Genomic DNA, 2145 nt, shown 5'->3' with positions numbered 1-2145 from the left:
GAAAGTGAATTCGGCGATCTTCCCCGGCATTCAGGGCGGCCCGCTGATGCATGTGATCGCGGCCAAGGCGGTGGCCTTTGGCGAGGCGCTGCGCCCCGAGTTCAAAAGCTACATCCAGCAGGTCGTGATCAATGCGCAGGCGCTCAGCGATCAGCTGATCAAGGGCGGGCTCGACACGGTGACCCACGGCACCGACACCCATGTGGTGCTGGTCGACCTGCGCCCCAAGGGCGTCAAGGGCAACGCGACCGAAAAGGCCCTGGGCCGGGCGCATATCACCTGCAACAAGAACGGCGTGCCGTTTGACCCGGAAAAGCCGACCATCACGTCGGGCATCCGCCTGGGCAGCCCCGCCGGCACCACCCGCGGCTTTGGCGAGGCCGAGTTCCGCCAGATCGCCGACTGGATCATCGAAGTGGTCGACGGCCTGGCTGCCAACGGCGAAGACGGCAACGCCGAAGTCGAAGCCCGCGTCCGCGCCCAGGTCGCTGACCTCTGCAACCGTTTCCCCATATACCCAAACCTGTAAGCATTTAAAAAGAAAAGAAAACGGCGCTCTTGAGGCGCCGTTTTTTGTTGTTTGAGCGACCGCCTCGACAAAAGGAGATCAGGCTAAGCGTCAGCTTGGCAGCCGTCTGAAAGTCAGATCAAATCGCGCCACCACAGAAAGACAAGCAACAGCGCTGTCAGAGCCAATAGATTGAAAGCCAGCCCCCCCAGCAAACCAAGGAACCAGCCCCACCTGCGATCCGCAAGATTGATGCGTCCCAGATGATCCTGCACTACGTCCGACGCCCTGACGAGCTTGGGAGTATCCAGAATCAACCGCATCTTCGGGTGCGACGCCATCGCCTCGGACCGGGCAAGCACCATGGCCTGCCGGTACACCCGGCGCGGCAGGCGTCGTTTTGCCTTGCGAATGGATGCCTCTAGCGTCTTGTCGCGCACGCCAAGCTTGGCACGCAGCAAGGCCACCGTCTCGGCGATCCGGGTCTGAATGTCTGGGTCCTGAGGCATGGGCTCTCTCCTGCCGCCGCAATCTAGCCTGCACCACAAAGACCTACAATGGGGCTGGTGATCCGCTGTAGGCGCTTGTATCACGCAAGCTATGCTGAACACGATTGTACATGGCGAACCGACCGCCCGCCCACCGCTGGTAATAGCACACGGCCTTTACGGATCTGCTCGGAATTGGGGCGTCATTGCCAAAAGGCTTTCAGACGAACGGCAGGTTGTGGCGGTGGACATGCGCAACCATGCTTACAGCATGTGGGACCCGAGCCACGATTATCCCCATCTGGCACAGGATATCGCCGAAGTCATAGAACAGATCGGCGGCGTGGCGGATGTTCTTGGGCATTCCATGGGCGGAAAGGCTGCCATGACCTTGGCCCTGCGGCACAATGGGTTGGTGAACAAGCTGGTGGTCGCCGACATCGCGCCGGTTCAATACGCGCACAGCCAAATCCAGTTCATCGAGGCCATGCGGGCTGTTGATTTTTCGCGCATCACCCGCCGGTCGGATGCGGAAATGCAACTGGCCGATCAAGGCGTTGAAAAAGCGTTGCAAAGCTTTTTCACCCAATCGCTGGATATCAAGGGAAAACGATGGCTGCTTAATCTGGATGTTCTTGCAGCCGAGATGCCAAAGATCATGGGCTTCCCCAAATTGGACGCCACATGGGACGGCCCCGCCCTGTTCCTGTCGGGCGGGGCGTCGGATTATGTCCTGCCGGAGCACCGCCCTGCAATCCGCTCGCTGTTTTCCGGCGCGCGTTTTGCCAAAATACCCGGAGCCGGGCATTGGCTGCACGCCGAAAAGCCACGTGAATTCGAGGCGGCGGTCAGGACGTTCCTGAACGCCTGATCAGGCGCCCCGGTACAGCCGCCGGGCTACCATCCAAGACACCGGAGCAGCGATCACCGCCCCAGCAACTGCGGCACCGACAATTGCGCTGACGGAAACCAATCCCGCAGACAGCACAGCGATTACGGCAGAACCAGAAATGGCAGTGGCGATCAGTGAATACAGCATGGCGGCAAGGCGAAACATGGTCGGGTGTTCCTTATGATGAGTTCCGGCCAAACATGTCTCGATTCGAATGTGTTTTGCATTGATTTGCATCAGATGCGGAAACCTGACGT

General features: G+C 59.8%; 4 protein-coding genes. 2 read left to right on the top strand and 2 right to left on the bottom strand.

Features of this window, described 5'->3' with window-relative positions; translation table 11 throughout:
• Positions 1–529, top strand: a 529-nt coding sequence (locus AC2FND_RS20060; protein WP_496771461.1) for a PLP-dependent aminotransferase family protein, incomplete at its 5' end; no start/stop codon positions are given.
• 113 nt (positions 530–642) lie between these two features.
• On the opposite strand, the gene AC2FND_RS20055 is transcribed toward AC2FND_RS20060, so the two are convergent.
• Positions 643–1017 carry a hypothetical protein gene (locus AC2FND_RS20055; RefSeq protein WP_496771460.1) on the bottom strand — a complete coding sequence of 125 codons (375 nt, stop codon included), beginning with the start codon at positions 1015–1017 and terminating at the stop codon, positions 643–645.
• Between the two features lie 91 nt (positions 1018–1108).
• On the opposite strand from AC2FND_RS20055, the gene AC2FND_RS20050 reads away from it, so the two are divergent.
• A complete protein-coding gene (locus AC2FND_RS20050) occupies positions 1109–1867 on the top strand; it encodes an alpha/beta fold hydrolase (protein ID WP_480920963.1) in 759 nt (252 codons plus the stop codon).
• Here AC2FND_RS20050 and AC2FND_RS20045 read toward each other — a convergent pair.
• Positions 1868–2145: hypothetical protein (locus AC2FND_RS20045; RefSeq protein ID WP_496771459.1), on the bottom strand; the 278-nt coding region annotated here is incomplete at its 5' end.

The organism is Ruegeria sp. BHSB056, assembly GCF_059613305.1.
This window is presented reverse-complemented; position numbering and strand designations above follow the sequence as displayed.